This window comes from Mesorhizobium sp. ISC15 (assembly GCF_037162615.1).
Classification (GTDB): Bacteria; Pseudomonadota; Alphaproteobacteria; order Rhizobiales; family Rhizobiaceae; genus Mesorhizobium; species Mesorhizobium mediterraneum.
Genome location: NZ_JAVSPX010000001.1, coordinates 3,689,074 through 3,713,279, shown reverse-complemented (window position 1 = coordinate 3,713,279; position 24,206 = coordinate 3,689,074). Strand labels below are relative to the sequence as shown.

19 protein-coding genes are annotated in these 24,206 nt (G+C 64.1%); 6 read left to right on the top strand and 13 right to left on the bottom strand.

The annotated features are described in order from the left end of the window. Positions 1-9 precede the first annotated feature (9 nt). The 8 genes from metH to RPG13_RS17760 all read right to left on the bottom strand — a co-directional run bounded on the left by metH (position 10) and on the right by RPG13_RS17760 (position 11,867). On the bottom strand, positions 10-3,819 hold the full coding sequence (gene metH, locus RPG13_RS17795; RefSeq protein ID WP_292649828.1) for a methionine synthase: 3,810 nt from the start codon (positions 3,817-3,819) through the stop codon (positions 10-12). 126 nt (positions 3,820-3,945) lie between these two features. Beyond that, a complete protein-coding gene (locus RPG13_RS17790; RefSeq protein WP_337125650.1) occupies positions 3,946-5,001 on the bottom strand; it encodes an ornithine cyclodeaminase in 1,056 nt (351 codons plus the stop codon). A gap of 29 nt (positions 5,002-5,030) precedes the next feature. Further along, positions 5,031-5,660, bottom strand: a complete 630-nt coding sequence (locus RPG13_RS17785) for an FMN-binding negative transcriptional regulator (RefSeq protein ID WP_337125649.1) — start codon at positions 5,658-5,660, stop codon at positions 5,031-5,033. A 364-nt stretch (positions 5,661-6,024) separates the two neighbouring features. Beyond that, a complete protein-coding gene (locus RPG13_RS17780; RefSeq protein WP_095485717.1) occupies positions 6,025-6,906 on the bottom strand; it encodes a branched-chain amino acid ABC transporter permease in 882 nt (293 codons plus the stop codon). A gap of 3 nt (positions 6,907-6,909) precedes the next feature. Then, on the bottom strand, positions 6,910-7,614 hold the full coding sequence (locus RPG13_RS17775) for an ABC transporter ATP-binding protein (protein WP_128284955.1): 705 nt from the start codon (positions 7,612-7,614) through the stop codon (positions 6,910-6,912). Between the two features lie 4 nt (positions 7,615-7,618). Further along, entirely contained in the window at positions 7,619-8,791 is a 1,173-nt protein-coding gene (locus RPG13_RS17770) for an ABC transporter substrate-binding protein (protein ID WP_128284954.1), read from the bottom strand. Between the two features lie 32 nt (positions 8,792-8,823). Then, positions 8,824-10,701: a branched-chain amino acid ABC transporter ATP-binding protein/permease gene (locus RPG13_RS17765; protein ID WP_095485714.1), complete on the bottom strand. Its 1,878-nt coding sequence runs from the start codon at positions 10,699-10,701 to the stop codon at positions 8,824-8,826. Continuing rightward, positions 10,701-11,867, bottom strand: coding sequence for an NAD(P)/FAD-dependent oxidoreductase (locus RPG13_RS17760; protein ID WP_095485713.1), 1,167 nt, complete (start codon positions 11,865-11,867; stop codon positions 10,701-10,703). Before RPG13_RS17760 ends, RPG13_RS17765 begins: the two co-directional genes overlap by 1 nt. 156 nt (positions 11,868-12,023) lie before the next feature. Between RPG13_RS17760 and RPG13_RS17755 the strand changes: the two genes are divergently transcribed. Genes RPG13_RS17755 through RPG13_RS17735 form a run of 5 tightly spaced genes read left to right on the top strand, consistent with a single transcriptional unit; the run spans position 12,024 to position 17,014 of the window. Next, positions 12,024-12,977 carry a MurR/RpiR family transcriptional regulator gene (locus tag RPG13_RS17755; protein WP_126106946.1) on the top strand — a complete coding sequence of 318 codons (954 nt, stop codon included), beginning with the start codon at positions 12,024-12,026 and terminating at the stop codon, positions 12,975-12,977. Beyond that, the gene (locus RPG13_RS17750; RefSeq protein ID WP_337125648.1) at positions 12,974-13,621 is read left to right on the top strand and encodes a cysteine hydrolase family protein; all 648 of its coding nucleotides are present in this window, start codon (positions 12,974-12,976) and stop codon (positions 13,619-13,621) included. Before RPG13_RS17755 ends, RPG13_RS17750 begins: the two co-directional genes overlap by 4 nt. Next, the gene (locus RPG13_RS17745; protein WP_337125647.1) at positions 13,618-14,940 is read left to right on the top strand and encodes a glutamine synthetase; all 1,323 of its coding nucleotides are present in this window, start codon (positions 13,618-13,620) and stop codon (positions 14,938-14,940) included. The genes RPG13_RS17750 and RPG13_RS17745 overlap by 4 nt, the downstream gene beginning before the upstream one ends. Continuing rightward, entirely contained in the window at positions 14,940-15,707 is a 768-nt protein-coding gene (locus tag RPG13_RS17740) for an N-formylglutamate amidohydrolase (protein ID WP_337125646.1), read from the top strand. The genes RPG13_RS17745 and RPG13_RS17740 overlap by 1 nt, the downstream gene beginning before the upstream one ends. After that, positions 15,704-17,014, top strand: coding sequence for an aspartate aminotransferase family protein (locus tag RPG13_RS17735; protein ID WP_337125645.1), 1,311 nt, complete (start codon positions 15,704-15,706; stop codon positions 17,012-17,014). The genes RPG13_RS17740 and RPG13_RS17735 overlap by 4 nt, the downstream gene beginning before the upstream one ends. A gap of 41 nt (positions 17,015-17,055) precedes the next feature. Here the strand turns inward: RPG13_RS17735 and RPG13_RS17730 are convergent, their stop codons facing one another. Continuing rightward, the gene (locus tag RPG13_RS17730) at positions 17,056-17,742 is read right to left on the bottom strand and encodes a D-lyxose/D-mannose family sugar isomerase (RefSeq protein ID WP_095485707.1); all 687 of its coding nucleotides are present in this window, start codon (positions 17,740-17,742) and stop codon (positions 17,056-17,058) included. A gap of 138 nt (positions 17,743-17,880) precedes the next feature. Here RPG13_RS17730 and RPG13_RS17725 point away from each other — a divergent pair, with 138 nt between their 5' ends. Next, positions 17,881-18,939: a D-TA family PLP-dependent enzyme gene (locus RPG13_RS17725; RefSeq protein ID WP_095485706.1), complete on the top strand. Its 1,059-nt coding sequence runs from the start codon at positions 17,881-17,883 to the stop codon at positions 18,937-18,939. 34 nt (positions 18,940-18,973) lie between these two features. On the opposite strand, the gene RPG13_RS17720 is transcribed toward RPG13_RS17725, so the two are convergent. The 4 genes from RPG13_RS17720 to RPG13_RS17705 all read right to left on the bottom strand — a co-directional run bounded on the left by RPG13_RS17720 (position 18,974) and on the right by RPG13_RS17705 (position 24,191). After that, the gene (locus RPG13_RS17720) at positions 18,974-20,605 is read right to left on the bottom strand and encodes a tetratricopeptide repeat-containing sulfotransferase family protein (protein WP_095485705.1); all 1,632 of its coding nucleotides are present in this window, start codon (positions 20,603-20,605) and stop codon (positions 18,974-18,976) included. A gap of 56 nt (positions 20,606-20,661) precedes the next feature. Next, a complete protein-coding gene (locus tag RPG13_RS17715) occupies positions 20,662-21,342 on the bottom strand; it encodes an outer membrane protein (protein WP_095485704.1) in 681 nt (226 codons plus the stop codon). Between the two features lie 216 nt (positions 21,343-21,558). After that, positions 21,559-22,320 carry a heme ABC transporter permease gene (locus RPG13_RS17710; RefSeq protein WP_095485703.1) on the bottom strand — a complete coding sequence of 254 codons (762 nt, stop codon included), beginning with the start codon at positions 22,318-22,320 and terminating at the stop codon, positions 21,559-21,561. 98 nt (positions 22,321-22,418) lie between these two features. Continuing rightward, positions 22,419-24,191 (bottom strand): glucan ABC transporter ATP-binding protein/ permease, encoded by a 1,773-nt coding sequence (locus RPG13_RS17705; RefSeq protein WP_095485702.1) that lies wholly within the window; start codon positions 24,189-24,191, stop codon positions 22,419-22,421. Between the last annotated feature and the right edge of the window lie 15 nt (positions 24,192-24,206).

Sequence of the window (24,206 nt, the reverse complement as noted above, 5' to 3'; positions counted from 1 at the left end):
CGACTATGCTCACGCGGCCGCATCCAGCCCCTGCGCCGGCACATAGTTGAGGATCGGCCCGAGCCAGCGCTCGACCTCGGCTAGTGGCATGGCCTTGCGCCGCGCATAGTCCTCGACCTGGTCGCGTTCGACCTTGGCCACGCCGAAATAATAGCTTTCGGGATGCGACAGGTAGATGCCGGACACCGAGGAGCCCGGCCACATCGCAAAGCTCTCGGTCAGGCTCACGCCCGCATTGCGCTCGCCGTCGAGCAGGCGGAAGAGCGTCGCTTTCTCGGTGTGATCGGGCTGCGCCGGATAGCCGGGCGCCGGGCGGATACCGCGATAGGGTTCGCCGATCAGCTCGTCCGGCGCCAGGTTCTCGGCTGGCGCATAGGCCCAAAAATCCTTGCGCACCTTCTCGTGCATACGCTCGGCGAAGGCTTCGGCGAAACGGTCGGCCAGCGCCTTGACCATGATCGACGAGTAATCGTCGTTCGCTCGCTCGAAGCGCTCGGCGATCGCCACTTCCTCGATGCCGGCGGTGACGATGAAGCCACCGAGATAGTCGGCCTTGCCGCTGTCGGCGGGTGCTACGAAATCCGACAGCGCGACGTTCGCCTTGCCGTCGCGCTTGGTCAGCTGCTGGCGTAGCGTGAAAAAGGTCGCCAGCTCCTGCGAGCGCGCGTCGTCGGTGAACAGCCTGATGTCGTCGCCGACGGCGTTGGCCGGCCAGAAGCCGATCACGCCCTTCGGCGCGAACCATTTTTCCGCGATGATCTTCTTGAGCATCGCCTGGGCGTCTTCGAATAATTGCCGCGCCGCCGGCCCTTGCGCCTCGTCGTCGAGGATTTTGGGATAGCGCCCCTTCAACTCCCAGGTCTGGAAGAACGGCGTCCAGTCGATATAGCGCGCGAGCTCGGCCAGGTCCCAGCCTTCGAAGACTTTCAGGCCGAGGAAGGATGGTTTCGGCGGCTTATAGGCCGACCAGTCGATCCTGTGGGCGTTGGCCCGCGCCTTGGCCAGCGGCAGGCGCTGCTTGTCGGCTTCGCTGCGCGCGTGCGCATCGGCAACCTTTTTGTACTCGGCACGGACGTTGTCGACATAGCCGCCCTTGGTCTCGTTCGACAGCAGCGCCGACACCACGCCGACCGCGCGGCTGGCATCGGTGACGTAGACCGTCTGGCCCCTGGCATAGCGCGGATGGATTTTTACCGCCGTGTGCACACGGCTGGTCGTCGCGCCGCCGATCAACAGCGGAATGTCGAAGCCTTCGCGCTCCATCTCGGCGGCCATGTGCGCCATCTCGTCGAGCGAGGGCGTGATCAGGCCGGACAGGCCGATGATGTCGACCTGTTGCTCGCGCGCCGTCTGCAGGATCTTCGCCGCCGGCACCATGACGCCGAGGTCGATGATCTCGTAATTGTTGCAGGCGAGAACCACGCCGACGATGTTCTTGCCGATGTCGTGGACATCGCCCTTCACTGTCGCCATCAGGATCTTTCCGGCGGTCTGGCGCTCGCCGGTGTCGACGCCGTTGGCGGCGTTCGCCAACTTCTCCGCCTCCATGTGCGGCAGCAGGCCCGCCACCGCCTGCTTCATGACGCGGGCGGACTTCACCACTTGCGGCAGGAACATTTTTCCCGCGCCGAACAGATCGCCGACGACATTCATTCCTGCCATCAGCGGACCTTCGATGACATGCAGCGGGCGCTCGGCGGCAAGTCGCGCTTCGTCCGTGTCCGCGTCGATGAATTCGGTGATGCCGTTGACCAGCGCGTGCGAAATGCGCTGCTCGACCGGCCAGTCGCGCCAGGCGAGATCGCGTTCCTGCGCCTCCTTGCCCGCCGTGCCTTTGAAGCGCTCGGCGAGTTCCAGCATGCGTTCGGTCGCCGTGCCGCCGCCCTTCGGCTGACGGTTGTTGACGACGTCCTCGCAGGCTTCGCGCAGGTCCGGATCGATGGTGTCGTAGACGGCAAGCTGCCCGGCGTTGACGATGCCCATGTCCATGCCGGCCTGGATGGCGTGGTAGAGGAACACGGCATGCATGGCCTCGCGCACCGGCTCATTGCCGCGGAACGAGAAGGAGAGGTTCGACACGCCGCCCGATATGTGGACATGCGGCAGCGTCGCGGTGATCTGCCGTGCGGCTTCGATGAAGTCGACGCCGTAATTGTTGTGCTCGTCGATGCCGGTGGCGATGGCAAAGATGTTCGGATCGAAAACGATGTCCTCGGGCGGGAATCCCGCCTGCTCGGTCAGGAGCTTGTAGGCGCGGGTGCAGATTTCGACCTTGCGCGCCTGGGTGTCGGCCTGGCCGTCCTCGTCGAAAGCCATGACGACCACCGCCGCGCCATACGCGCGGACGAGCTTCGCATGGTGCAGAAAGGCCTCCTCGCCTTCCTTCATCGAAATGGAGTTGACCAGCGGCTTGCCTTGCACGCATTTCAGGCCGGCTTCGATGATCTCCCATTTGGAACTGTCGATCATCACGGGAACGCGGGCTATGTCAGGCTCGGCGGCGATCAGGTTGAGATATTCGACCATCGCCCTCTTCGAATCGATCAGCCCTTCGTCCATGTTGATGTCGATGATCTGCGCGCCGTTGGCGACTTGGTCGCGCGCGACGTCGAGCGCGGCGGCATAGTCGCCGGCCGTGATCAGCTTCCTGAACTTGGCCGAGCCCGTGACATTGGTGCGCTCGCCGACATTGACGAACGGAATTTCGTCGGTCAGCGTGAACGGCTCGAGCCCCGACAGGCGCATCTTCGGTTCGATGACGGGAACAGCGCGCGGCGGGTATTTCTTCACCGCCTGTGCGATGGCGCGGATGTGGTCCGGCGTCGAGCCGCAACAGCCGCCGACGATGTTGACCAATCCGTCGCGCGCGAAATCCTCGATCTGCGCGGCCATGAATTCCGGGCTCTCGTCATAACGGCCGAATTCATTGGGCAGGCCGGCATTGGGATAGGCACAGACAAAGGTGTCGGCGACGCCTGATATTTCGTCCAGATGGGCGCGCATGGCTTTGGCGCCCAGCGCGCAATTGAGGCCTATCGTGAACGGGTTGGCGTGACGGACCGAATGCCAGAAAGCCGTCGGCGTCTGGCCGGACAGCGTGCGGCCGGACAGGTCGGTGATCGTGCCGGAGATCATGACCGGCAGATGCACGTCCTTCTCGATGAAAATCTCGTTGCAGGCGAAGATCGCCGCCTTGGCGTTCAGCGTATCAAAAATGGTCTCGATCAGGATGATGTCGGCGCCGCCGTCGATGAGACCGCGCAGCTGCTCGCCATAGGCGAGGCGCAATTCGTCGAAGGTCACGGCGCGGTAGCCGGGATTGTTGACATCCGGCGACATCGAGGCGGTGCGGTTGGTCGGTCCCAGCGCACCGGCGACGAAGCGACGCTTGCCGTCTTCCTGCTGCGCCCGCACCGCGGCCCTGCGTACCAGCCGTGCACCGTCGCGGTTCAGCGCATAGACCGCGTCCTCCATGCCGTAATCCGCCTGGGCGATGGCGGTCGAGGAGAAGGTGTTGGTCTCGAGGATATCCGCGCCTGATATGGCGTATTGATAGTGAATCTTCTCGATCGCTTGGGGCTGCGTCAGGATCAGCAGATCGTTGTTGCCCTGCTGATGGCATGCGCACTCCGCGAATTTGTCGCCACGGAAGTGGTTCTCGTCGAAGCCGAGGCCCTGGATCTGCGTGCCCATGGCGCCGTCGAGGATGAGGATGCGTTCGCGCGCCGCCGCCGTCAGTGCTGCAAGCACTTCCGAACCGTCGGGCTTGGCCGCGACGGGGCCGAATAAATCATCCAACGATGATGGGTTTTGCGACATATTTCGTCCTCGGGGCGACAGTCGCGCCTAAGTCACATAAAGACATCTTTATGTCAATATACGCTATTCGGCTGCTGCTGTCACCCCTGTCGCTAGGGGTACTGCCTGCCGGCGCTACACCGCCGCCTAACCCGCCTTCGCCACCACTGCCGCTCTTAGCAGCATGCCGAACAGGTCGCGTGGCTCGTCCGGGTCGGCCAGCATGTCGAGTTCCTGGTAGAGGCCGGTTAATCGCAGCTGGTCCCTGACATAGCGCAGCGCCGAGAAATCCTCGATGGCGAAGCCGACCGAATCGAACAGCGTGATCTGGGCCGGGTCGCGCCGGCCTTGTACGACGCCGGTGATGACCTGCCACAGCTCGGTCACGGGATGGTCCGGAGCAAGCTGCTGGATCTCGCCCTCGATGCGGGTCTGCGGCGGGTACTCGACGAAGATGTCGGAGCGCAGCAGGATATCGCGATGCAGTTCAGTCTTCCCTGGACAATCGCCGCCAACCGCATTGATGTGCACGCCCGAGCCGACCATGTTGTCGGTGAGGATGGTGGCGTACTGCTTGTCGGCGGTGACGGTAGTGATGATCTCAGCCCCTTCGACGGCCTCTTCGGTAGAGCGGCAGGCGACCATTTCGAAGCCAAAACCAGCGAGATTGCGGATGCACTTTTCCGTCGCCGAGCGGTCGATGTCGAAGAAGCGCAGCTTGCGCACACCCAGCAAGGCCTTGAAGGCCAGGGCCTGGAATTCCGCCTGGGCGCCATTGCCGATCAGCGCCATGCAGTCAGCGCCGGGTGGCGCCAGATGCTTGGCCGCGAGCGCCGACATCGCCGCGGTGCGCAGCGCGGTCAGGATGGTCATTTCCGACAGCAGCACGGGGTAGCCATTGTGGACGTCGGCCAGCATCCCGAAGGCGGTCACGGTCTGGCGGCCCTCGCGCATGTTCTTGGGGTGGCCGTTGACATATTTGAAGCCGTAGACCTCGCCGTCGCTGGTCGGCATCAGCTCGATGACGCCCTCGGCGCTGTGGGAGGCGACGCGCGGCGACTTGTCGAAGGCCTCCCAGCGGCGGAAATCATCCTCGATGTAGAAGGCGAGCTCGGTGAGGAAACGCTCGACCCCGATCTTCAGCACCAGCTTCATCATGTGGTCGACGCTGACGAAAGGGACGATGTTGAGATTGGGGATCATTTTTGTCCTTGCCCGCATTGCTGCGACGGTCAGTCCTTGCGATGCGCGTTGTGCGCCTTCATCATCGTCGCCAGTGCCGGATCGCTCCGCTCCAGCGTGCCGATCGCGGCATTGGTGTCGTAGAGCCGCTCGTCCTGCCCCATCTTGAACTTGGCCTCGAGCCGTTCGATCGGCAGGTCGAAGCCAAGGATGTGCCGTATGCGCCGCTCCATGCCGCCCGGCCCGAGCTCGCGCATGCGCCAGCGGTCGGCGCGGCCCTTTTCCAGCACGTCGACAAGCCGCAAGAGGTGCCGGGCGGTGGCGTGATCGTCGAGTGGCGCCGGCCGGCCGTGGCAATGGACGACGGCGAAGTTCCAGGTCGGCGCGCTGTCGCGCACCGGGTTGCGCGGATACCAGGACGGCGAGATATAGCCATGCGGCCCGTGGAAGATTGCGATCGTCTCCCGGCCCTCCGCAATCAACGCGCTGTGCGGGTTCTGCCGGGCCAGATGCGACACCAGCGTGCCGTTCGCTCCCCGCTTTCGGTCGAGCACGATAGGCAGATGCGAGGCGACGAGTCCCTCCGGCCCTGACGTCACCACCGTGGCGAAGGCCGCCGCCTCGATCAGGCCGAAGACGTCGTCCTGCGAGAGCGGCGCGAATTCGGGCTTGGTGTACATTATGGGGCTAGTTCCTCGACATGAGTGATCTTGACAGTCGCTGCCGTGCTGGCCATCTCCAACGTTCGGGATTGGCCGAGGCTTCTCCAACTTCGTCATCCCTGGGCGAAGCAGGAGCGGAGCTCCGTCGCGGAGACCCTGGGATCCATGCCGTAATCTTGGCCGAAGGGCGCCGCGGAGCAGAATTCTGCACCGTAGCAGCGCTCTGAAGTCGCGGCATGGATCCTGGGGTCTGCGCCGCGTCGCTTCGCTCCTTGCTCCGCCCCAGGATGACGAAGCGATGGGTGTTTTCAGCCAATCTCCAAGGCTTGCGATCTGCCAACGTAAGCACTATCCGACCTTTCAGAACTTTTGCACTAAGGAACTAGCTTCTCTGCACGCGAACCGCCGGGATCAGGCCTTGCGGCCGCACCAGCAGCACGGCGATGACGCCGGAGAGCACGATGGCGTCGCGATAAGGTGCGACCGCTGCCGGCAGCGTCGCCTGCAGCAGCACTTCGATGATGCCGAGCAGGAAGCCGCCGGCGACCGCGCCCGGCAGGCTGCCCAGCCCACCGACGACCGCGGCGATGAAGGCCTTCAGCACCGGGGTGAACCCCATCAGCGGATCGACGGAAGCGCGCTGCGCCACCCACAGCATCGCCGCCAGCCCGGCCAGCAGGCCGGAGAGCAGGAAGGCGGTGGCGATGATGCGGCTGGCCGGGATGCCCATCAGCCGGACGACATTGAAATCCTCGGCCGCGGCGCGCATCGCCGTGCCGGTCACGGTGCGGCGCAGGAAGAGTTCCAGCGCAATCAGGGCCAATGCCGAGACGACGATGGAGATGCTCGGGCCGACGCCGATGGTGAAATCGCCGAACGAGAAGGCGCCGGTCATCCAGCTGGGCATGGCGACGGCCTGCGGCCGGGCCGAGATGCCGTTCTGGAAGACGACCTTCAGCAGGCTCGAAACGGCGAAGCTGGTCAGAAGCAGGCTGGTGACGCTGGCGCCGCGCATCGGCCGGAAGGCGACGCGTTCCATGGCAACTGCCGCGAGCGCGCCGCAGGACACGGCGACGAGCACCGCCGCCGGAAACGGCAGACCGAAAACCAGCGCGGCAAGCAAGGCATAGCCCGACAGTGTCATCAGCTCGCCATGGGCGAAGTTGATCAGGCCGACGATGGAAAAGACGATCGCCAGCCCCAGTGCCAGCAGCGCATAGACGCCGCCGAGGCTCACCGCATTGATGATCTGCTGCGCGATCATGGTTCAGGCTCCGAGATAGGCTTGGCGGACAAGGTCCGAGGTGGCGAGCTCCTTCGCGGTGCCCGACAGCACCACCTCGCCATTGGCGAGCACGATGGCGCGGTCGGCGATCTCCAGCGCCAGCGCCACGTTCTGCTCGACCAGAAGGATGGTCAGGCCGTTGCGGCGCAATTCGGCGATCAGGTCGAAGACGGTGTCGATCAGCTGCGGGGCAAGGCCAAGCGACGGCTCATCGAGCAGCACCATGCGCGGTTTGCCCATCAATGCGCGGGCGATGGCCAGCATCTGCTGCTCGCCGCCGGAGAGATTGCCGCCCTTGACGCGATGGTAGCGCCGCAGGATCGGAAACAGCTCGAGCATCTCCTCTTCGCGCGCCCTCGCCTCCACCGCCGGCAGGTGCATCGCGCCGCCGAGACGCAGATTGTCGGCCACGGTCAGGCCAGCGAAGATGCGCCGGCCTTCCGGCACCAGCGACACACCCTTGCGGGCGATCGCCTCCGGCGCCAGGCCGGTGATGTCGACGCCGTCGAAGATCACTTTCCCCGATACGACAGGCACCAGCCCGGCGATGGCGCCGAGCGTCGAGCTCTTGCCGGCGCCATTGGCGCCGACCAGCGCGATGATCTCGCCACTGTCGACGGCAAGATCGACGCGGCGCACCGCCTCGACCTCGCCGTAGCGTATTTTCAGGGCTTCGACGCTCAGCATGATGTCACGGCGCCGGCACGTCGGCGGCGTCGGGGATCATGGTCTGGATGTGCTTGCCCTCGCCGCTCTCATAGCGCATCAGCGCCACAGGCCTCAGCGGCATGCGGTCGGTGCCGGCATAGGTGATCTTGCCGGTGATGCCGTCAAAGTCCTTGAGGCCGGCGATGGCATCGCGGATCGCCTTGGGATCATCGGAGCCGGCCGTCTTGACCGCCTGGTCGAGGATCAGCCCGATCTCGTAGCCATTCACCTCATACGTCGATTCCGGCGCGTGGCCGGCATATTTGGCGAAGGCGGCGTTGAAGGCCTCCAGCTTGCTGCCCGGCTCGGCATAGCCGGCCGCCGTGTAGACGACGCCGTCGACCAGCTTGCCCAATCCCTTGATGGTCGGTGTGCCGATGGCATCGGCGCCATAGACCGGAATGGTGACGCCGGCGCCGCGCAATTGCTGGATGAAGGCCGGGAAATCAGGCTCGTAGGCGGCCGTCATGATCAGGTCCGGCTGGTCGGCGAGGCTCTTGATGTTGGTGATCTCGGCAGAAAAGTCCGGCTGGCCCATGGTGAAAGTACCGCGGCCGACGACAGCGCCGCCCTTCTTTTCAAACACCTTGCCGAAATATTCGGGCAGGTTGGCGGTGTAGGTGGAATCCGGCGACGTCAAGAGAAAGACCTTCTTCTTGCCTTCGGCGACGGCGAAGTCGGCGACTGCGGTCGCCTGCACATTGTCGGCCGGATAGGTGCCGAACATGACGTCGCCGACCGCGGCGGTGAGCACCGGGGCGGAGCCGCACAGCGTCAATGTCGGAATGCCGAGCGGCTGGGTGAGCTGGCCGGCCGAGATCGAGGGGTCGGCGTCACACGGCGTGATCATGATCTTGGCGCCGGCGTCGATCAGTTCCTGCGCGACGGTGGCGGTCTGCGCCGTGTCGGAGCGGGTGTCCTTGATGATTAGCTTGACGGTGTATTTGCCTGCGAGACCGCCCTTGGCGTTGAGTTCGTCGAGCGCCATGCGCAGACCGGCAAGTGCCGGCTGGTCGTAGGGAGCAAGGCCGCCGGTCTGCGCGGTCGCGGCGCCAATGATGATCTCCTCGGCGGAAGCCGTGGAAACGATGGCGACGGTCGTGCCGAACACCGCTGCATAGAGGGCGGCGCGTTGAAGGCGATAAAGCTTTGGCATGTCGGTTCTCCTTCTGGATTTGTTATCGTTGGCTATGCGGTTTCACTTGCAGGTGTTTCGTTGGCGGGCGTTTCTTGTCCCGTCTTGGCGCGGGCGGTGCGGCTGCCGAGATAGGCGGCGATGACGGCAGGGTTCTTTTGCACTTCGGCGGGCGTGCCGTCGGCGATGACCCGGCCATGGTCGATGACGACGATGCGTTCGCACAGGTTCATCACCAGCCGCATGTCGTGCTCGATCAGGACGACACCGATGCGCCGCTCGGTGCGGACGGCCGAGAGGATGGAAACCAGCTCGCCAGTTTCGACCGCGTTCATGCCGGCGGCGGGCTCGTCGAGCAGCAGGAAGCGCGGTTTCAGCGCCAGCGCCCGCGCCACCTCCAGCCGGCGGCGCTGGCCATAGGCGAGCCCGGCGGCGGGCTGATCGGCAAATTTCTCCAGGCCCATGCGGGAAAGCTCGCGCATTGCCGCCGCCTCGGCACTGGCAAGATCGGGCTCGACCGAGCGGGCGGCGACCACGACATTTTCCAGTACAGTCATTTGCGGGAAGACGCGGATGTTCTGGAAAGTGCGGGCAACGCCGGAGCGGGCGAAGCGGAAAGCCGAGGCCCGCCTCACCGAACCGCCGATCGACACGCTGCCGGCGCTCGGCTCGACGTCGCCGGCCAGCATGTTGAGCAGCGTCGTCTTGCCGGCGCCGTTCGGGCCGATGATGCCGGTGATGCTATCGGTGTCGAAGGCGAGCGTGACGTCGTCGACGGCGACGACGCCGGCATAGCGCCGCGACAGATGATCGGCGGTGAGCCGGTCGCGCTCGGCATGCAGCAGCGGCGCAGCCGGGATAGTCGCGACTTGGCGGGCGGGCCGGCGCAAAAGGTTCAATTCGCGCTCGCCGAACAGGCCAGTCGGCCGCCGCCAGATGACCAGGATCATGGCGATGGCGAGCACGCCCTGGGTCAGGCCGAACAGCACCGGCAGATGCAGGCCGAACACCTCGCCGCCGCCTTCGAAGCGACGCACCACCTCGATAACGACGATGGTGACGACGACGCCGGCAAAGGCGCCGAGCGAGGAGCTCATGCCACCGACGATCAGCATGGCCAGCAAGGTGAAGCCGAGGTCGAAATAGAAGTCGCGCGGCGAAAAGGCGCCAAGGAACTGCGCCATCATGGCGCCCGCGGCCATGGCGGCGACCGCGCCCACCACCCAAGCGGCCAGCCGCGAGGTGCGCTGATCGACGCCGACGGCGGCGGCACCGCGCTCGTCATTGGCGGCGGCGCGGGTGGCAAGGCCGAAGGCAGTCTCGCGGAACAGCCTCGCCACGACCAGCGCCACCGAAGCGACGCCGATAGCGGTCCACAGACCGACCTCGCGCGGCACGCCGTAAAAGGGCTGGCTGCCGCGGGTGATCTCGCGTCCGGCAACCAGTAGCGTGTAGACGATGATCAGCATGGCGAGCGTGGCGATGGAAGCGCTCGATCCGGACAGCCTGAGCAGAGGCGTGCCGGTCAGCAGGCCGATGACGATCGCAAGGATCAGCACGACGGCGAGCGCGGCGAAGAAGGAGAGTTCATAGCCAGCGAGAAACTGCGGCAGGTCGCGCAACGCGGTGCGCTGCAGCGCCGCCGGCATGGTCAGGATGCCGGTGGCATAGGCGCCGAGACCGACAAAGGCGGCGTGGCCGAAGGAGACGATGCCGCTGTTGCCGGAGAATATCTGCAGCCCGAGCACCGCCGTCAGCATGATCGCGGCATAGGTGACGACGCGCTGCATGGCGGCGCCGCCGAAGAAGAAGACAATGAGCCCCGCCAGCAGCAGCACCGCCACCATGCAAAGCGCATCGGCTGAGGCGTTGCGAAACGCGGCCGGCATCAACGACCGCGCCCTGCCCTCGCTCATCGCCGCCGACGCCATCAGGCGGCCTTGAAGCGGCTGGGCGAAAACGGTGCCAGGATCGGCTGGGCGCCTTCGGTGACCAGTCTTGCCACCGCTTCGCCGACCGCCGGGCCGGTCTTGAAGCCGTGGCCCGAGGAGCCGGCCGAAACGAAAAGTCCGTCGATGCCAGGCATGGCGCCGATCACCGGCAGGTCGTCGGGGCTCATGTCGTAAAGCCCGGCATAGCCGGGGCGGATGCCAAGATCGGCCATCGCCGGCACGCGCGTCGCGAAGGTCTCGAGGATCTCGACCGATTCTGATTCCTCGACGCCTTCCATGTAGTCGTCGGGGTTATCGACGAAACGCGGACGGCCTGCGTGCTCATGACGCAAGCCGGTGCCGCCGCCGGCCCAGGTGCCGGCAAGAATGACGCCGTCATTGTCGGGCCGCGCATAGTTACAGGAGATGTCGTCGCACCAAGCGAAAGGCATGACCTGGCGCGCCTTGCCGGCGGCGTCGAGCACGGCCATCGGGTGGCGCTCGACATGCAGAGGCAGATCGAGGCCGACCGTCGCCAGCAGCCGGCGCGTCCATGGCCCGGCGGCGAGCACCACGGCATCGGCCTTCAGCACCGTTCCATCGGCGAGCGCGACGCCGCTGATGCGGTCGCCCTCTTTCACAAGCCGTTCGACGAGGCTGTTCTGCATGATCCTGGCACCGCGTGCCTTGGCGGCGCGGGCAATTGCATTGGTTGCGCCGAAGGCGTCGGCATAGCCGTACTCGGGCTCCCATAGCGCCAGCGCCACATTGTTCAGCGCAAAGCCGGGCGCGGCATTGGCGAAGGCCTGTGGCGACAGCGTCTCGATCAATGCGCCCTCGCCGCGAATGCGTTCGGCGGCGGCCTTCCAGCTCGCTTCATTGTCGTTGCCGCAGACCCACATCATGCCGATCTCGGTGACGAAGGAGCCCTCGCCTGATATCTCCGGCAAGGACACAAGGATCTCGCGGCCACGAATGGCAAGCTGCGACAGTTCCGGCATCAAATAGAAGGCATGCAGCAGCGCCGAGGACTTGCCGGACGGCCCGCCGGCGGGGTGCGTCTGCTCGACAAGCGTCACCTCGACACCGGACGCGGCCAGATGATAGGTCGCGCTCGATCCAACGATACCCGCGCCGACGACGATGACGTCGCTTCCAGTCCGCATGGCTGTTCCCCACAGTCTCTTGGCTGCTTTCCGACAAAGCTAAGACCAGTCGTCCGGTTATGTCAATATCTCTTCATTGTTGACCGAAATTAAAATCTCTGTAATAAATTCGACACAACGAGGCAGGTAAGCCCAACACCGATTTTGGGGAGGCCAATGTCGATACGCGATGTTCTGATGCGCGGGGATTTTGCGCTGACGCCGTCGGAGGAAAAGATCGTCCGGCTGCTTCTGACCGACTATCCGACCTCCGGCCTCGGCACCGCTTCGTCACTGGCCCGGCGTGCCGGCGTCAGCGACCCGACCGTGGTCAGGCTGGTGGTGAAGCTCGGCTATGATGGCTTTCCGGACTTCCAGGCGAAGCTTCTGGCCGAAGTCGAGGCCAGGCTGCATTCACCCCTGCTTATGATGGAAGCCAAGCGGCCGACAGGCGCGGAAGATAGCGCCATCCTCGCCTATCTCGGCTCGGTCGGTGCTGCGCTCGAGAAATCGGTCAGCCTGACGCCGTTGCAGAGTTACGAGCGCGCCGCCCGTTTGCTGATGGAAGCCAAGGGCGAGGCGGTCATGCTCGGCGGCCGTTTCAGCCGCCATATCGCCAGCATGTTCGCCGGCTACATGCTGCAATTCAGGCCGGGTGTGCGCGACCTCGGCACGTTGTCGGCACAGGCCTTCGACACGCTGGCCGATCTTGGCCGCCGCGACGTGCTGGTCGTTTTCGATTATCGCCGCTACCAGTTCGACGTCATCGACTACACCCGGCAGGCGGCGGCGCGCGACGTGCGCATCGTGCTGTTCACCGATCAATGGCTGTCGCCGATCGCCGATCTCGCCGAGGTCACCATCGTCAGCCCGCTGGAAGTCGCCTCCCCATACGACACGCTGGCGCCGGCGATTGCGCAGATGGAGGCGCTGGTCGCCCATATCGTGTCCACGCTAAGCGATGGCGCCCGCGAACGCATCGAAAAGTTGGAGGAGGTGCGGCATGCGAATGCCGTGACCCTCGACAGTGCCGGCCCCGAAGAAACCGGGACACGCAGGATGCCCGGGCCCAAATCAGCCCAACCTAAATCAGTCCAATCCAAATCAGTGAAGCAGGACCAGAAAGCATGACGCAGGCATTGCCAAAACGAAACGAGCCCTTCCGGGCCGGCGAAACCGCGCTGCTTCTGGTCGACATGCAACGTGTTTGGCTGGAGCCCGGCGCCGATCCGGCGCATCCGGAGCGCGGCCCTGACCACTATTTCTACCGGCAGACGGCGTCGCAGACGATCCCCAACCAGGAACGCCTGCTGGCGGCCGCCCGCGCCAATGGCGTCGAGGTGATCCACACCATCATCCAGAGCTTGACGGAAGACGGCCGCGACTGCTCGCTCGACCACAAGCTGACGCCGATCCATATCGCGCCCAGCCGGCCGGAAGGCCTGCCAGTGTCGTCGCTGGCGCCGGTCGGCGACGAGATCATGCTGCCGAAGACGTCGTCTGGCGTCTTCAACTCGACCAACATCGATTATGTCTTGAAGAACCTCGGCGTGCGTTACCTGATCGTTGCCGGCATCATGACCGACCAGTGCGTCGACATGGCGGTGCGCGACGCCGCCGATCGCGGCTACCTCGTCACCTGCGTGTCTGATGCCTGCGCGGCCGCCACGCAGGAGCGCCATGATGGTGCCCTCAAGGCGTTTGGCGGCTATTGCTGGGTCACTGATACCGCCACCGTCGCCGCGCGCTTCGAAGCCTTGGGAAAAGCTGCATGACATCGACAGTCGAACCGCTCGTTGCCGTCGTCACCACCGATCTCTCCGCCATCACGCGCGGCCGCTCGGTCGTCGAGAGCAAGCTGCAGAAGATCGCCGCCACCGGCGTCGGCTGGCTGCAGGCCAATCTGTCGCTGACGCCGTTCAATTCCATCGTCGATCCCAATCCCTGGGGTTCGTCTGGCGATGTGCGGCTGGTGCCTGATCTCAACGCCCGTTTTCGGACAGCGCTGACCGGATCGACGACGCCGTTCGACATGGTCGCCGGCAACATCGTCGAACTCGACGGCAGCCCGTGGGTGGGTTGCACGCGAACCCTGCTCAGCGATGCGCTGGCGGAGCTGAAGGCAGCAACCGGGCTTTCCGTCATCGCCGCCTTCGAGCATGAGTTCCACATCGCCGATGCCGGCTACGCGCCAGGTCATTCTTTGTCGTTCGCTGCGCTGCGCCGCGCCGACCCCTTTGCTCCCAATTTGATGGCGGCGCTGGAAGAAGCCGGCGTCGCGCCCGAAGTGGTCATCGCCGAGTTCGGCATCGATCAATTCGAGGTGACACACGAGCCAGCTGATGCGCTTGCCGCAGCCGACCGCGCTGTCGCCATCCGCGAGATCACCCGCGAAGTTGCACGCAATGCCGGCTGGCGCGCCAGTTTCACGCCCAAACCCGCTCCCGATGCCGTCGGCAACGGCGTCCACATCCATTTCAGCTTCGTCGACGACGCCGGCAAGCCGGCGACCTACGATCCGACGCGACCAGGCGGTCTTTCCAGCCAGGCCGGTGCCTTCTGTGCCGGCGTGCTGCGCCATCTGCCTGGTATCACCGCCATGACGGCGGCGAGCGTGTCGTCCTACTACCGGCTGAAGCCGCATAGCTGGAGCTCGTCCTACACTTGGCTTGCCGATCGCGACCGCGAGGCATCCTTACGCATCTGCCCGACGGTGACGATCGGCGGGCGCGATCCGGCGCGGCAATACAATATCGAGTACCGGGCCGCCGACGCCACCGGCAATCCCTATCTGTCGCTGGCGGCCATCGTGCGCGCGGGACTGGAAGGGCTGAAGGCCAAGCTGCCGACGCCGCCATTGGTCACCGGCGACCCGACGCTGATGAGTGAGGCGGAGCGCAAGAAGCTTGGTCTCATACGCCTGCCGGAAACCCTGCCGGCGGCGCTCGATGCGCTCACCGCCGACAGCACCGTCACCGGGTGGTTCGCACCGGTCTTCGTCGAGACCTTCGTCGGCCTCAAGCGGCATGAGACCGAGCGCCTTGCCGGTCTCGATCCGGTGGCTGTCTGCGACCTCTACCGGACGCTTTATTGATGGCTGCGCAGCTTGCAACTGAGTGGCCGGCTGCCGTCGACGTGCTCAAAGAAAATGGACGCTCCGATATCGTGCTGTTGTGCGAGCATGCGTCCAATCACATTCCGGCGGAATACGGACAGCTCGGGCTCGATATCAGCCATCTGCAGCGCCACATCGCCTGGGACATCGGCGCCGCCGAAGTGACGCGCCGTCTGTCGGTGCTGCTCGATGCGCCCGCCTTCCTCAGCGGCTATTCACGGCTGCTGATCGACCTCAACCGGCCGCTGGGCACGAGCGGCAGCATTCCTGTCCTGTCTGAAGATACCGACATTCCCGGCAATGTCAGGCTCGACCCGGCGGAGCAGGCCCGGCGCGCCGAAATCATGTTCATGCCTTTCCACGATCGGGTGGCCGCTCATCTCGACCGCCGGGCGAAGGACGGCCGGCCGACGCGGATCGCGACGATCCACAGCTTCACGCCGGTCTTCCTCGGGGTTCCCAGGCCCTGGCATGCCGGCGTGCTTTACGATCGCGCCGGCGATTTCGGCGAAGCGATCCTCGCCGGCCTAGGTGTCGACGGCGCGCTCAATGTCGGGGCGAACGTGCCTTACGTGATCAGCCGCGACGCCGACTACGCGGTGCCCATCCATGGCGACGATCGCGGTATTCCCGCCGTTCTCATAGAGATCCGGCAGGATCTGTTGTCGAGCCGCTCCGGCATCGAGGCGTGGGCGAACCGTCTGGCCGCCGCCTTGCCCGCGCAGCAGAAGGAGAAGGCGTCATGAGCAATCTGCGCGAGCGCGACGCGGCAACCATCGCCCAAATCGGCAAGCTGCGTTTCTCGCCGCTGAGCGTCGTCGGCGGCCAGGGCAATCGGCTGATCGAGGAAGGCGGCCGCTCGCTGCTCGACCTGTCCGGCTCGGCCGGTCCGGCAATCCTCGGTTACGGCCATCCGGCCATCGTCGCCGCGGTCGAAGCGTCGATCCGCGACATGGCGGGCGCCAGTCTCCTGCTCTACCCGAACGAACCAGCAGTTTCGCTGGCCGAGCGGCTGCTGGCGATCACACCGGGCAACGGCGAACGGCGCGTCTGGTTCGGCCATTCCGGGTCGGACGCCAATGACTGCGCCGTGCGCGTTCTGCAGGCCGCGACAGGCCGCTCGCGCTTCATCTCCTTCATCGGCTCCTATCACGGCAATCTCTCCGGCTCGATGGGCATCAGCGGCCATACCGCCATGACCCACACGCTGCCGAGGCCAGGGGTGCTTTTGCTCCCCTACCCCGATCCGTACCGGCCGCAGTTCAGCGCCGAGGCTGTTCTTGCTCTCCTCGACTACCAGTTCGAGACCACCTGCCCGCCGCATCAGGTGGCTGCCGTATTCATCGAGCCACTGATGTCGGATGGTGGGCTGATCGTGCCGCCGCCCGGCTTCCTCAAAGCGTTGCAAGAGCGTTGCCGCAGGCACGGCATCAGAATAGTCGTCGACGAGGTCAAGGTCGGGCTGGCCCGCAGCGGCATGATGCACTGTTTCCAGCACGAAGGACTGACGCCCGATCTGGTCGTGTTCGGCAAGGGTATCGGCGGCGGCCTGCCGCTTTCGGCCGTTGTCGGCCCGAAGGAGATCATGGACCATGCGCCAGCCTTCGCGCTGCAGACCACCGCCGGCAACCCGGTGGCGGCGTCCGCCGGCAACGCCGTGCTGAAAACGATCGACAGCGTAGGCCTGGTCGAGCGCTCGGCGCGCGTCGGCACGCTGTTTACAGATTCGCTGCGGGCGCTCGGCGCAAAACACGAGATCATCGGCGACGTGCGCGGGCGTGGCCTTGCCGTCGGTGTCGATCTGGTCAAGGACCGCAAGACACGCGAGCCGGTCGCGGCGACGACGACGGCCAAGATCATCTATCGCGGCTACGAACTGGGTGCGGCCTTCACCTATGTCGGGCTGAAGGCCAATGTGCTCGAATTCATGCCGCCGCTGACGCTGACCGAGCACGAGGTGGCTGAGGGCGTGGCCATCGTCGACCAGGCGATCGCCGACGTGATGGCAGGCAAGGTCTCCGACGCGGACGTCGCTTCCTTCATGATGTGGTAGGCGGGGGCCAGATGAAGGGCGGCGCCCGCCATTGGGAAAAGCTACCCTACCCACTTCTCGTAGTCGGACACCAAGAGGTGCAGCGGCGCGACATCCTCGTCGATGTCTGCGAAGCGGCCGATCGGTTCGCGGAAGACATTGTCGGTAAGATCGTCGTTGACGGTCGACACCTCGCCGATCAGCACATCCTTGCCCTCGGCCCAGAAGGCGTGCCAGACGCCCGGCAGAAGCGTGACGCTCTGGCCTGGGTCGAGCTTCAGGAGCCCGCCCGCCGGCAGCCTGTGGATGGTTCCGTCGACAGGCACCGATACCTCGGCCTTCGGATCAATGCCGCCATCGCGATCATGCATGAACAGTTCCAGCACCAGCCTGCCGCCACCACGGTTGATGATGTCTTCGGCCTTGATGTTGTGGCGGTGCATCGGCGACAGCTGATCCTTGCGCGAGATCATGATCTTTTCGGCATAGAGCATGCCCATGCCCTTCTTCATGTCCTCATAGCGGCCGTTGCGAACGGTGAACAGGAAGAGGCCGAGTTCGTTGAACTTGCCCTGGCCATAATCGGTGATGTCCCAGCCAAGCCGGGAGGAGAAGATGGCCGACGAATCCTGCCGACGCGCCTTCATCTCTTCCGGCGACCAATAGGCGAAGGGCGGCATGATGTAGCCGAACGAGCGGATGAAGGCATCGGCATCGCGGATGATGTCGTTGACGGTTGAACGTTTCATGATCGTGATCCTTCTTCAGGCGGGCCTACAGCGCATAACCGAACACCGCTCCGGTGTCGACGTAAAGCGCATGCTGGCCTCATGACATCCGGGCCGATCAAGGCCATAAGTCCAGGCAAATCCCCAGGGTGATAATCCATGCGCAGCATAGATGACCTCGATACACCGGCAATCCTGATCGACGCCGCCCGCGCCGAAGCCAACATCGCGCGGGCGCAGGCCCATGCCGACCGGCACGGTCTGAAGCTCAGGCCGCACATCAAGACCCACAAACTGCCTTACTGGGCAAAGAAGCAGATCGCAGCGGGTGCGGTCGGCATCACCTGCCAGAAGATCGGTGAGGCCGAGGTGATGGCCGATGCCGGCCTCACCGACATTTTTCTCCCTTACAACATTCTGGGCAAGGCCAAGCTGGAGCGCCTCAAGGCGCTGCACGGCCGTGTGACGCTGTCGGTGACATCAGACAGCATGGAAACGCTCGGGGGTCTCGCCGCCACCTTCACCGATCCAGGCCAGCCGCTACAGGTGCTGGTGGAATGCGATACCGGCATGGGCCGCTGCGGCGTCCAGTCGGCCAGCGAGGCGGTCGCATTGGCCAGAGAGATCGACAAGGCCAAGGGGCTCGCCTTCGGCGGGCTTATGACCTATCCCGCGGCAGGCCGCGCTGCCGAGGCTGAGGCATGGCTCGCCGATGCACGCCAGGCGCTCGCTGCATCCGGTCTTGCCTGCGAACGCATCTCCAGCGGCGGCACGCCGGATATGTGGCGCTCAAGCGAGGCTTCCGTCGTCACCGAGTACCGCCCCGGCACCTACATCTATCTCGACCGCTACCAGGTCGCCAAAGGCGTCGGAAGCCTCGACGATTGCGCGCTGACGGTGCTGTCGACGGTGGTCAGCCATCCGACGCCGACACGGGCCATCCTCGATGCCGGCAGCAAAGCCTTGTCCAGCGACACACTGGGGCTGCCTGATTTCGGCGAATTGCTCGGCGTTCCGGGCGCCACCGTCACCGGCCTCAGCGAGGAGCACGGCAACATCACGCTTTCCGGCGACGCCAGGCTGCGTATCGGCGAGCGCGTGCGCGTCGTGCCCGACCATTGCTGTGTGGTCACCAACCTGTTCGACGAGGTGCATCTGGTCGACGGAGAACGGGTGCTGGAGACGCTGCCGGTGGCGGCACGCGGCCGCATGAGCTGAGATCGAGGCCGTTCGGACCGAACGACCGTTTGGATCAGGGTTGGACAAGCGGACCCAGCGCAGCCCTCAGCGGATCGAGGGCATCGCCGTACAGTTTCCAGCGCTCGACCGAGGACGAATAGATCGGCTGGCGTACCTGCCAGCGGCTCGGCGTGCGCACCGTGCGCTCGGTTTCGTGGAAACGAAGACACGCATCGTCCCATTCGACGGCAAGGAATCCGATCAATCCGCGGGCTTGGGTCTCGAAATCAGCCACCGTTTTTTCGTAGGGCATGTCATGGATGGCAAGCGGCACGACCTTGGCCCAATGGCGCATCAGGCGATCATATTGCCGGTAATACTGCCCAAGCTTGGTCAGATCGGCATTGTAGCCGTGGGTATCGGAGAAATTGTGCATGAAACAGGACGTGCAATTGTCCATCGGGTCACGCCTGCAGTGGACGATGCGGGCATTCGGCAAAATCAGGCTGATGAAAGCCAGCAGCTCGAAATTATGCGGCATCTTGTCGACGACACACGCCGCCTTGCCGTTGCGCTTGTTGAGATGGTCGAGATATTTCGAGCCAAGCTCCCTCGCCTTCGCCGGTGTGAGCGCCGCCATGGCCTTGGCGAAAATCGCCGGATCAAGCTGGTCGAATCCAAGTTCGCCGGCCAATGAACGGATGGTCGGCAGTTCACCGGCACCATGGATATCGTGATGGCTGGCGCATATTTGCTCGGTCAACGTCGTTCCTGAACGTGGCATACCGACAATGAAGACCGGCCGTTCGGACGGATTGCCGAATTTTGGCCGCGCTTCGAAAAAACCGGCGTCGAAAGTCTCGATGAAACTGTCATAGAGCCGCGTGTGCAGGGCAATGTCGAAATCATTGCCGGAGATTGCCTTGGCCCGGGCGAAATGGTGGATAGCCAGGCGATACTCGCGCTGGTCGTTGAGGATTTTTCCGGCGGCGTGATGCAGGATAACCCGCTCGCGATCGGTGGTCATCGGCAGTTCGAGGCGGCCCCGCACCAAAGCCAGAGCTGGATCGCCCTTGACGGCCCGACGCGCGAGCGCCAGCCCGGACAGCGCCTCGACATTCGCCTTGTCGATGGCGATGGCGCGACCAAAGCATTCGACCGCCTCGGCTTGCCGGCCCATGTCGGTGAGCAACTCGCCCATGCCGACAAGCGCTGTCAGCGACTGGCCGTCGACCGCCAGTGCACGGCGATAGAAACCCTCGGCGATGTCGCCCTCGAGCTGGCTCCGGTAGGATTTGCCGAGATTGCATAAGGCCTCGACAAGCCGCCCGTCGAGCTCGATCGCTTTTTTCAGCTGTTTGCGCGCCTGCTCGATGTTGCCGACCAGGTTGTAGGCGTTGCCGAGATTGTTGCGGAAAATGGCGTTGCCCGGTTCGAGCTTGACCGCACGCTTCATAAAGTCGATGGCCGTCTCAATTCGTTGGGCCTCGATCGCCAGCGTACCCATCAGATTGAGCGCCATGGCATTTTTGGGCTGCCGGCGAAGCACGGTCTGATAGCAGAACTCGGCTTCGCGAAAGCGCTTACGGCGCTGCAGGTCGATACCGCGCTGCAACGTCTCCGGCGCCGACTCGCCGGCGGCCGGGAGAAAGTCCTGGACCATGGCCGGTAGACCGACAGGCTGCCGGCGTGGCAAGAGCGGCATGCTTCACCCCCAATCGCCTGCAACGGCAGTCAGCCTTCAGCAAGAATTCGAAGCAATCAGAATTTGAATGTAACGCCGAGCTGCAGATTGTGGGAATTCAACTTCCCGTCCGAGAATACAGCATCGCCTTCGCGGGAGGAATCGAAGTCGACGGCGGAGACGGCCTTGAACCTGTAGCCGAAATCGAGGTCGATATTCTGCGCCAGCGCGTAAGTGACGCCGGCTCCCACCTGGCCGGCAAAACCCCACCCACCAGATCCGTATCCATATTCGTGACCGCCCCAGGTTGTGTCGGCGGTCACATAGGCGGCGCCGATGCCGCCGCCGACATAGAGCTTGGCATCTCCAAAATGAGCAACGTCGGCCCAGACGTTAGCGAGCAGATAGGTGGCGGACAAATCGCCGTCAGCCGGATACCCGTGAAAGATACCCTCGTCATACGTACTCGCCTTGTATCGCGCATAGGACAGTTCGCCTTCGACGCGGAACACATCGTTGAGCCGCTTACCGACGACGCCGCCGATCACGAAGCCGGTGTCGAAGTCCATCGAAAAGTCATTGTTGTAGGTGTCGGAATGCGTTTTCACGTCATTCGGAAAGCTGGCGCCACCAAACAGTGTGACATACCAGAGATCCTGGGCCGCCGGAACTTCGACCGCCGCGTCGGCGGCATTGGCTGAGTTCCAGCCAAGCGTCAAGGCTATTGCGGAGACACCGGCAAGCAGACGCACTTTCATCGACAAAATCCCCCACGACAATTAACAGGCAAATATAATGCATCACTTCCGGTGCATGGCTTAGCTGTCAACAGTGAAAACGGGGTGGGATCGAGGTTATAGAGATCGCTGTTGCAGCATTGCAACATGCCTACTTCGGCCAGTCACAGACAATGTTGACGGCAGACACGTGGTTGTCGGCGAATTAGAGTGAAATGACGGCCAAGTCAGGCGCCTCTAATGGTGTTTATCGGCCTGCCGGGCCGCAACGCGGCGCATGGAAATGACACGGCGACGTCGGATTTCCGTGCGCATCGCCATCAGATGCAGCGCGAAGAACAGCACGGTAAAACCCAGAGCCATCACCAGCAACGGCCGCAACAGGCTGGGATCGATGGTCGGCCCGCCGAGCCGGAACACCGAAGCCGGCTGATGCAGCGTGTTCCACCAGTCGACCGAGAATTTGATGATCGGGATGTTGATGAAGCCGACCAGGGTGATGATTGCGGCGGCCCAGGCGGCGCGCGCCGCATCGTCGAGTGCCCGCGTCAGCGCGATGATGCCGAGATACATCAGAAACAGCACGAAGACCGAGGTCAGCCGCGCATCCCACACCCACCAGGTGCCCCACATCGGCTTGCCCCAGATCGAACCGGTGATCAGCGCGAGCGCTGTAAAGACGGCGCCGATGGGTGCCGCCGACTTCAGCGCGACATCGGCCAGCGGATGGCGCCATACCAGCGTGCCCAACGCGGAAACCGCCATCAGCGTGAAACACATCATGGCCAGCCAGGCGAAGGGCACATGGATATACATGATGCGCACGGTGATGCCTTGCTGGAAATCCTCCGGCGCCGTGAAGCTCATATAGAGTCCGGCGGTCAGGAGGAGTGTGGCGATGGTCGCCAGCCATGGCACTACCCTGTCGGCCAAACCGACAAAGCGCGTCGGGTTGGCGAAATCCATCCAGCCGCTGAGGCGTGAAGTCAGGTCACTCATGCGGCTTTACATAAACCGGCGACGCGTTTGGGGCAATCGAGCGGTGGTGTCGCAGGCGGGGCTTTCCCTTCTCCCACAGGTGGGAGAAGGGAAAGAACTCAGGCGGCCTCGTCCGTGATGGTCCGGCTGAGGCGGCGGACTTCCTCGTCGTTGAGCAAGCCGCCGGCGCGCAGCAGGCTGGCGAAGCGGCCATTGCGCATCGACAGTTCGGCGAAGCCACCCAGTTCGACCACCTTGCCCTTGTCCATGAACACGACCAGATCGGCATCGCGAACGGTGGTCAGGCGGTGGGCAATGATGAAGGTGGTGCGGCCGCGCCGCAATTCGTCAATCGCTTCCTTGACGCGGTCTTCCGTCTCGACATCGAGCGCGCTGGTCGCTTCGTCGAGCACCAGGATGGGCGAATCCTTCAGCACGGCGCGTGCGATCGCGATACGCTGGCGCTCGCCGCCCGAAAGCTGTCCGCCGCGTTCGCCGACGACCGTGTCATAGCCATTGCTCTTCGACAGGATGAAATCCTGCGCGGCAGCGGCATTGGCGGCAGCGTGGACCTCATCATAGGTCGCCTCGGCGCGCCCGACGCGGATATTGTCCTCGATCGAGCGGTTGAGCAGGCCCGCATCCTGGAACACCGTGGCGATCGAGTGGCGCAGCGACTTGCGGGTCACCGTGCGGGTGTCGATGCCATCGATCAGGATGCGGCCGCTGGACGGCGCAAAGACGCGCTGCAAAAGATTTATGAGCGTGGTCTTGCCTGCGCCCGTCGGACCGACGATGGCCACGGTCTGGCCGGCGTGAACTTCGAACGATACGTCGTTCACGCCCTGGCCCGAATTGGCGAATTCGAAGCTGACGTTTTCAAAACGCACATGACCAGTGACGTTGCCGAGGTCACGCAACCCGTCCGGCTCGGCGGCGTCGGCCGCGGAGTCCTCAAGGCGATAAAATTCCTCGAGCTTGGCCCTGGCTTCCGAAATCTGATTGGCGAAGGCCGACATCTGGTCGAGCCGGGCAATCAGCAGCGTGGCAAAGCCGGTAAAGGCTATGACGTCACCGATACGCAATTGGCCATGCATGACCAGATAGGAGCCGATCAACAGCACGACCATCATCGAAATGGTCGACGACAGGCGATGCAGGGCGTTGGCCAATGCCCACCAGTCAAGCACCGGATATTGGGCATCAAGCAGATTCTTGACATAACGCTTCAAGGCGTCGGTTTCGTGGCCGATGCGATTGTAGCTCTGCAGCACGGCGACATTGCTGACCGAGTCGCTCACATGCGCGAACACCTTGTGAAAGTGCCGCTCCACGGACGCTTGGCCTTCCTTGGTACGACGCATCACCAGCCGCCCGATTCCGACGTAGAGCGCACCCAGCGCCAGCAGGACCATCGACATGCGAATATCCATGCTGATCGCCGTCGGCACCAGCAGAACCAGCGCGACAACAGTGGACAAATGCTGCCTCATGAACTCGAGCCAGAGGCTGAACAAGGTCTCGACCGCGCGCAGAAGCGTATGCAGGGAATTGGAGGTGCCGCGCTGATGATGCCAAGCAAGCGGCATGGTGATCACGCGCTCGAATGACTGGCAAAGGACCTCGCTGCGCCGTGCATGGGCAAAGCGGTCCGCGCCGCGCGCCACCAGAACGAAGGCGACGACGTTGAAGACGCCGATACCGGCCCACACGCCGAGCGTCGAAAAGACCGAGCCGCCGTCCGAAATAGCATCGATCACCCGTCCGAACATGATCGGCTCAAGGATGGCGATAATGGCAAGCGCGATGTTCGCCCCGCAGATAAACGCCACGCGTTTCCTGTCGGCAGCGAGATAACCGAGCGCTCTCCAGTAGATTTGCAGAAGGGACACTTCAGCTACTCCGGC

What these genes read in the sequence shown, in the direction of transcription:
- RPG13_RS17725 (WP_095485706.1), top strand. Translation starts at nt 17,881, where the DNA reads ATGCGCAGCATAGATGACCTCGATACACCGGCAATCCTGATCGACGCC.
- RPG13_RS17765 (WP_095485714.1), bottom strand. Translation starts at nt 10,701, where the DNA reads ATGGCGTCGGCGGCGATGAGCGAGGGCAGGGCGCGGTCGTTGATGCCG.
- RPG13_RS17760 (WP_095485713.1), bottom strand. Translation starts at nt 11,867, where the DNA reads ATGCGGACTGGAAGCGACGTCATCGTCGTCGGCGCGGGTATCGTTGGA.
- RPG13_RS17740 (WP_337125646.1), top strand. Translation starts at nt 14,940, where the DNA reads ATGGCTGCGCAGCTTGCAACTGAGTGGCCGGCTGCCGTCGACGTGCTC.
- RPG13_RS17720 (WP_095485705.1), bottom strand. Translation starts at nt 20,605, where the DNA reads ATGCCGCTCTTGCCACGCCGGCAGCCTGTCGGTCTACCGGCCATGGTC.
- RPG13_RS17715 (WP_095485704.1), bottom strand. Translation starts at nt 21,342, where the DNA reads ATGAAAGTGCGTCTGCTTGCCGGTGTCTCCGCAATAGCCTTGACGCTT.
- RPG13_RS17710 (WP_095485703.1), bottom strand. Translation starts at nt 22,320, where the DNA reads ATGAGTGACCTGACTTCACGCCTCAGCGGCTGGATGGATTTCGCCAAC.
- RPG13_RS17735 (WP_337125645.1), top strand. Translation starts at nt 15,704, where the DNA reads ATGAGCAATCTGCGCGAGCGCGACGCGGCAACCATCGCCCAAATCGGC.
- RPG13_RS17775 (WP_128284955.1), bottom strand. Translation starts at nt 7,614, where the DNA reads ATGCTGAGCGTCGAAGCCCTGAAAATACGCTACGGCGAGGTCGAGGCG.
- RPG13_RS17790 (WP_337125650.1), bottom strand. Translation starts at nt 5,001, where the DNA reads ATGATCCCCAATCTCAACATCGTCCCTTTCGTCAGCGTCGACCACATG.
- RPG13_RS17755 (WP_126106946.1), top strand. Translation starts at nt 12,024, where the DNA reads ATGTCGATACGCGATGTTCTGATGCGCGGGGATTTTGCGCTGACGCCG.
- RPG13_RS17750 (WP_337125648.1), top strand. Translation starts at nt 12,974, where the DNA reads ATGACGCAGGCATTGCCAAAACGAAACGAGCCCTTCCGGGCCGGCGAA.
- metH (WP_292649828.1), bottom strand. Translation starts at nt 3,819, where the DNA reads ATGTCGCAAAACCCATCATCGTTGGATGATTTATTCGGCCCCGTCGCG.
- RPG13_RS17780 (WP_095485717.1), bottom strand. Translation starts at nt 6,906, where the DNA reads ATGATCGCGCAGCAGATCATCAATGCGGTGAGCCTCGGCGGCGTCTAT.
- RPG13_RS17730 (WP_095485707.1), bottom strand. Translation starts at nt 17,742, where the DNA reads ATGAAACGTTCAACCGTCAACGACATCATCCGCGATGCCGATGCCTTC.
- RPG13_RS17745 (WP_337125647.1), top strand. Translation starts at nt 13,618, where the DNA reads ATGACATCGACAGTCGAACCGCTCGTTGCCGTCGTCACCACCGATCTC.
- RPG13_RS17785 (WP_337125649.1), bottom strand. Translation starts at nt 5,660, where the DNA reads ATGTACACCAAGCCCGAATTCGCGCCGCTCTCGCAGGACGACGTCTTC.
- RPG13_RS17770 (WP_128284954.1), bottom strand. Translation starts at nt 8,791, where the DNA reads ATGCCAAAGCTTTATCGCCTTCAACGCGCCGCCCTCTATGCAGCGGTG.